Annotated in this window: 4 protein-coding genes; 2 read left to right on the top strand and 2 right to left on the bottom strand. The window is 50.0% G+C overall.

Going from position 1 to position 6,427, the window contains the following annotated elements:
* Positions 1-211 precede the first annotated feature (211 nt).
* Both J4G02_19730 and J4G02_19725 read left to right on the top strand, forming a co-directional pair.
* Entirely contained in the window at positions 212-1,156 is a 945-nt protein-coding gene (locus tag J4G02_19730) for an acetylxylan esterase (GenBank protein ID MCE2396764.1), read from the top strand.
* Between the two features lie 70 nt (positions 1,157-1,226).
* Positions 1,227-2,189 (top strand): acetylxylan esterase, encoded by a 963-nt coding sequence (locus J4G02_19725; protein MCE2396763.1) that lies wholly within the window; start codon positions 1,227-1,229, stop codon positions 2,187-2,189.
* Between the two features lie 99 nt (positions 2,190-2,288).
* Here J4G02_19725 and J4G02_19720 read toward each other — a convergent pair whose 3' ends face one another.
* Both J4G02_19720 and J4G02_19715 read right to left on the bottom strand, forming a co-directional pair.
* Positions 2,289-4,211, bottom strand: a complete 1,923-nt coding sequence (locus J4G02_19720) for a hypothetical protein (protein ID MCE2396762.1) — start codon at positions 4,209-4,211, stop codon at positions 2,289-2,291.
* A gap of 148 nt (positions 4,212-4,359) precedes the next feature.
* A complete protein-coding gene (locus tag J4G02_19715) occupies positions 4,360-6,048 on the bottom strand; it encodes a hypothetical protein (GenBank protein MCE2396761.1) in 1,689 nt (562 codons plus the stop codon).
* Between the last annotated feature and the right edge of the window lie 379 nt (positions 6,049-6,427).

Raw genomic sequence — 6,427 nt, 5'->3', positions numbered from 1 at the left:
ATCGATGATGACCTACAGGTAGTCGCAGATCAGTTGAGAGAGGTCCTGACAGCCTAGGGAAATCGGTTATTGTAATGGTAGGGAACGGCGATCGTTGTTCCCTGCATAGTGTACAACAATTCTTGTCATAGCTGACAAACCGGCAACCCGTCTTCACCACCCTTTTGCATAGGGTGGTGGGTGCTTGTTGTTCGGTACAAGGAGATTATTTATGCCACTATGGGAACGACAAGTCAACGAATGGCTTGCCGAGAAACCGCAACGCACGGCGGCGGCTGATTTTGACGCGTTCTGGGACGAGACACAATCGCTGGCTCAATCCCAACCGCTGAATGCTGAGGTCGTCTCTGTGGAATACCCCTCAAAGAAGTTGTCCGCTTATCAGGTCTCGTTCGATGCCTTTGATCGTGGTCGTATTCAGGCATGGCTTCTCGTACCTACTCGCTCTACATCGGAGAAGCTACCCGCACTGATTCGTTGGCACGACTACCTCGGTTTTCGCGGACGTATCTGTATACATCTGACGTGGGCACTTCAAGGATTCGTCGTGCTCGTTCCAGATATTCGGGGACACGGGGATTCTTCCGACTTGACGCATTACTCGTGGGGTAACAACAAGGGCTATTTTCCTCAAGGTATCCAGGATCCGCACGAATACTATTTGCGCGGCTGCATCGCCGATGGACTCCGAGCGGTTCAGTTTCTCAACGGTCGTGAGGAAGTTGATTCAGATAGGATTGGGATCATTGGAGATGGGTTAGGCGGGTTTATTAGTTTATGGACAGCAGCATTTAATTCGCAGATCAACACGATTGCGCCAGTCGGACCGTATCCTTGCAACTGGGAGCGACACGTTATCAGTGCAAGCAGCATTGCCGCAGATGAGGTTAAGACTTACCTGACACGGTATCCTGAACAGGAAGATACGGTCTGGAATACGTTGAACTACTTTGACCCGGTCAATATTGCTCATCGTGTGAATTGTCCTTCATTCTTCCCGCTTGGTCTACAGGGGAATACCGCTCCACCTCAAGATTCGGTGGGAATCTACAACCTGATTGCGGGTGAAAAGGAGTTAAAAGTGTTGCCTTACGATGGACATAGCGCGGGCATTGAAGAGTTGATTTCCTGGATGCAAGGGCAATTAAGGCCGTAGCGCAGTAGGGGAGTAATAAGCGTTATTATCAATCATCAGTTTGTGCGATAGATAACAGGAGACTTATAAGATGTGGACATTTGATTTACCATTAGAGGAGTTGGAGAATTACAAACCGCCCCGTACAGCGCAGCCGGACTTTGAGGAGTTTTGGGAACGCACGAAAGCGGAGAGTATGGCACAACCGCTGAATCCCGAACTGGTTCCTATTGACTATCCTGTAAAACGGGTTCAGGTGTTTTCTGCGACGTTTGATGGGTTAGCGGGTGAAAGTGATCAGCCACCGCGGGCAGGCGGTTGGTTTTTCATCCCCGAAGATCCCGCGCCGCGCCCGGCATTGGTAATCTACCACGGTTATCACGGCTACCGCGATAGAATCTCGACCCATTTGCCTTGGGCGTTGATGGGATTTGTCGTATTGGCAATGGATGTGCGTGGACGTGGTGAAGCACCGGACTGGACTGAATATGAAGGAGGACACGGGCTTGGGTGGATGACGCGCGGTATCATGAATAAAGAGGAATACCTCTATCGCTTTGCCTATATGGATTGTGTGCGTGGTGTGGAATTTATTGCCGAGCGTCCGGAGGTAGATCCGGGTCGGATCGGTGTGCTCGGTGGTTCACAGGGCGGTGCCTTGAGCCTCGCCGTTGCAGCCTTAAGTGACCGACCCGCCATTGCAATGCCGATGGTTCCGTTCTTATGCTACTATCCTGATGCTGTCAAGATGGCGCGAGAGAACCAATACGGCGAATTGAACAACTACTTCATTCGCTATCCGGAGCGGGAAGAAGAGGGGATGAAGACGTTGAGTTACGTTGACAATATGAATCTTGCACCGTGGATAACCTGTCCGACGTTGATCTCCGTGGGTTTACGGGACACGACCTGTCCACCCTCCACTGTATATGCTACCTATAACCATCTCACCTGTGAGAAGGAGATCTTGTATTACCCCTACGACATGCATAGCGGCGGCGGTGATGCACACAGAGAGCGGGTGATCGAGTGGGCGCACCGGCTGAATCCGTGAGTTATTGTGGTAGCAGGCTAATATACCAAGTGCAAGAAATGCGCTAGGAAAACGGGAAAATGAGAGAGCGATATGCTCTTGTTTTCCCGTTTTTTTTGGTCAGAACCATGTTGTATACAATGGTGTTTTGAGAATAATACTCAGCAGTCCCCAATAAGTGCCGACGATGAAGTCTCCAACCACCAATCCCATGAAAAACGGGACAACCTTCCGATAGGTCGCCGCCCCGCCATGTTTTAAGATTAGCAGCTTTATCGCCCAGCAGACAAAGAGCGCAAACCAGTAGACATCAATGGTTCCTGAACTGATGCCTAGAATATATCCTGCCGGGTGAAATGGAAACCATATAAAGCGCATCCGCATCCACCCCATTACAATTGAGAAGATAGCCGAACCACCGATGATACCTGCACCTAAAGTATCGGGCTCCTTCGGATTCTGTAACCAGCCGCTTAGGCTATTGCACGCTTGGGATCCTGCTGCTAACAACTCTCCGGCAGTCGAAGCACCGTACCGGTACAGCATTGCCGGAAATATCCAGAATGCCAAGAGGACGCCAAAAATTAGAGAGAGCATCATCGCCCAAGTAAGTCGGTGGGTGTTGACACCGGTGCCTTCGGCGGACTTGAATGCCTCTAGTTGGTGGGGCATGGGATGGCTTCGGTTTAACCGATTGAACCAATAAAATAGCGAAAACATTGTTAGATTCTGCGCTCCGATCTGCCGCGTTCCAAACGCAGAAACGAGAACCACCTGTGGATTCACGAGAACGATCGCGTGTAAGGGAGGCCCCAATTCAGCTCGCATTCGTGTGAGGGCTGTAGCAATCATGAAGTAGAGCCCAAAAAATGTCGGCACGAGCCACAGAGACATCCCTAAGCTGTTGCAATAGAACATCAGGGCGATCATTCCACCGATAAGGCAGAGTACCGCTGTCCGGTAGCGCATTGGCTCATTGGAATCATCAAGCGTCGATTTTAGGTTGACGACTTTCTTAAATACTTCCCAAAAATAGCGTCGCCCCATGTAGAGCGTCATCACACATAGCCCGATCATGGCACCGGTGGCTTGTTCTCCAAAGAAGGGATAACGTGGGAAGGTATTCCACCCCATCATTGCACCGACCAATCGTTCCATTTTGCGAAATAGGAAGAAGAACCAAGTCGAAAAGGTGAGATCTAAGGGTATCAGGAAAGAGAGTCCAATAAGAAATGGGTAGAACCGCATGGGTAACGCACCAATGGCATTCCACGGCTCTTCTGTGAAAAGGACGCCCAGATTGTAGGTGGGTTCCTTAATCGGGAAATGGGGAATTTTCGGATATAGAAAACTCACACCGTTAACGAGACTGATTACGCCCGCGACACCGAAACCTATCCACATAAGCCGGTTGCGGAAGAAACCGTGCGTTGGATTGGTCATCTCCATGGGGATTTGGATAATCGGGTATGCCAGCCTCTCATGTTCGACCCACTGTTTGCGAAGGATAACGTTGAGACAGATGAGCATAAAAAAGAGGACAGAAATCAGGAATGACCATGCGATAGCAGGTCGAATCCAGAATCGGTAGAAACCTGTAGCCCAGAAGGCGGATTCGCCTTTGTAGAAATACTCGACAGCGTCGGGGTCTCGGACGAGCAGCACATCCGGAAGGAATCTGTGAAAGAGATTTGCCCAGTCGTTTGCGGGTGTGGCGTAAAAATAGGCGTGGGGTATAACCCCCATCATGCAGACCATGTTATCGTGGGCGGTGACTGCCGTCGTTGCGGAGACGGTGGTGTAGATCATTAGCAGTTCCGCTTGCGAAAGGGGTTCCTTCGCCATGAACCTTCCACCGATTTTATTGAGCAAAATCAGAAAAAACAGGAAAAAAATCGAAAGCTGCGGGAGGGACATGGATGTCCAGTGGAGGGAGTGCCATATCATTTCCTCAAGTGACACAAGGTAGAGGCACAGGGGCATAAGCAGCAATCCAAATACAATTGCTTTGATTGAGAGGCGGGAGGTTTCGACCTGTTTCATTATATTTGGTTCATCGGTTCATTGTTATGTACCTATCATGCTGCTGGGGTTGTATCATAAACTCGGCTTCTAAGTTTTCTTGTTATAGGACATCGACCGGTGAAATGTGGGCAACGCGGAGACCAGAAAACAGGAAAGTGACTAGGCGTCAGAACCAGGTCGTATACAGAGGTGTTCCTAGAATAATACTCAGCAATCCCCAATAGGTTCCGACGATAAAGTCACCGACGACCAATCCCATGAAGAAGGGCAAAATCTTCCGATAGGTTTTCACACCGCCGTGTCGGAGTACCAGCAGTTTTATCAACCAACAGACGAAGAGCGCAAACCAGTAGACGTCGATTGTGCCCGAACTGACACCCAGAATATATCCACCCGGATGGAATGGGAACCATAGAAAACGCATGCGCATCCATGACATCCACATGGAAAAGATTAATGATCCACCAATGACACTGCCTGCGACCGGGTCCGGTGGACGTGGGTATTGCAACCACCCGCCGAGGCTATTGTATGCCTGCCAGCCTGCGCCCAACAGCTCTCCAGCGGTTGAGGCACCGTATTGGTAGAGGACGACGGGGAAGATCCAGAATGAAACCAGCAGACCAACAATCAAGGAGAGCATCATTGCCCAGAAAAGACGGCTGGTGCTCGCATGAGTGCGTTCTGCCGACTTGAAAGCCTCCAACTGATGCGGCATCGGGTGGCTGCGGTTGTATCGATTGAACCAGAAAAGCAGGGAAAACATGGTTAGGTTAGCTGTACCAAGTCTTCGCGTCCCAAGGGCTGCGACAAGGATAACTTGTGGGTTCACCAATCTTATTGGGTGTAAGGGAGGCCCCAACTCTGCTCGCATTCGCGTGAGTGCGGTAGCTATCATAAAATAGAGCGCGAAAAAGAGGGGGACAAGCCATTGGGACATGCCCAGATGGCTACAAAATATCATCAGTGCTATCATGCCGCCGATTAAAGAGAACACCGCGGTTCGATAGCGCATGGGTTCATTTGAGTCGTCAAGCGTGGATTGGAGCCCGACTACTTTTCTGAAAACTTCGACGAAGTGGCGGCGGCCGAGGTAGAGTGCCGTGAGGCAAAGCCCGATCATAGCACCCGTTGCTTGTTCACCAAAGAATGGATATTGTGGGATGGTGCTCCAGCCAACCATCGCTCCGACCAATCGCTCCAATTTGCGGAATAGGAAGAAGAACCAAGTTGAGAAGGTGAGATCTAAGGGGATTAGGAACGATAGACCAATAAGAAATGGATAAAATCGCAGGGGCAATGTGCCGATGGCGTTCCACGGCTCTTCGTTGAAATAGACACCTAGATCGTAGTTTGGTTCTTTGATTGGTATACGAGGAACGCTCGGATAGAGAAAATTGAGACCGTTGAGAAGGCTTATCACGCCGGCAACAGTGAATCCGATCCACATCATCCGGTTGCGGAAGAAACCGGTACGTAAGTCAGTCATCTCCAGCGGGATCTGGATAATTGGGTAGGCGAGCCGTTCATTTTCAATCCACTGTTTCCGGAGGATGACATTAATACAGAGCAGCATGAAAAACAGAACAGCAAGCAGAAACGACCAACCGATGGCGGGTTTAATCCAGAATTGATAGTAGCCGCTCGCAAAGAAAGAGGATTCGCCTCTGTAAAAATAATTCACCGCATTGGGGTCACGGATAACGAGCAGGTCGGGGAGGTGTTTGTGGAAAAGTGCTGCCCATTCGTTTTCTGGGGTGGCGTAGAAAAAGGCGTGCGTAAGGACCCCCATCATGCAGACCATGTTGTCGTGTGCGGTGTATGCTGTGGTTGCAGAGAGAGTTGAATAAATCATCAACAATTCTGCTTGTGAAAACGGGTCTCTTGACAACAACCGTCCGGCGCCTTTGTTGAGGAGGATTAAGAAAAAGAGAAAAAAGATCGAGAGTTGCGGCAGGGACATTGATGTCCAGTGGAGGGAATGCCAAATCATCTCCTCAAGCGCCACCAGATATGCGCATAGCGGCATCAGCATCAATCCAAACAGAATTGACTTTATGGAAATACGAGAGGCGGCTGGCTGTTTAGCCTCGCCTTTTTCGTTCAGGTTCATCACTTCCTTTTCACGGTTTCGGTCTGTCGCACGGTAAAACAGATTGACGTACTCCCAAGCATAAATACTTGGGATTCTTACACGCTGTGCTAGCCGTGTTTAGATAGATGTGGGTGAAACC

Source organism: Candidatus Poribacteria bacterium, assembly GCA_021295755.1.
In the GTDB taxonomy this organism is placed as follows: Bacteria; Poribacteria; WGA-4E; order WGA-4E; family PCPOR2b; genus PCPOR2b.
This window is presented reverse-complemented; position numbering and strand designations above follow the sequence as displayed.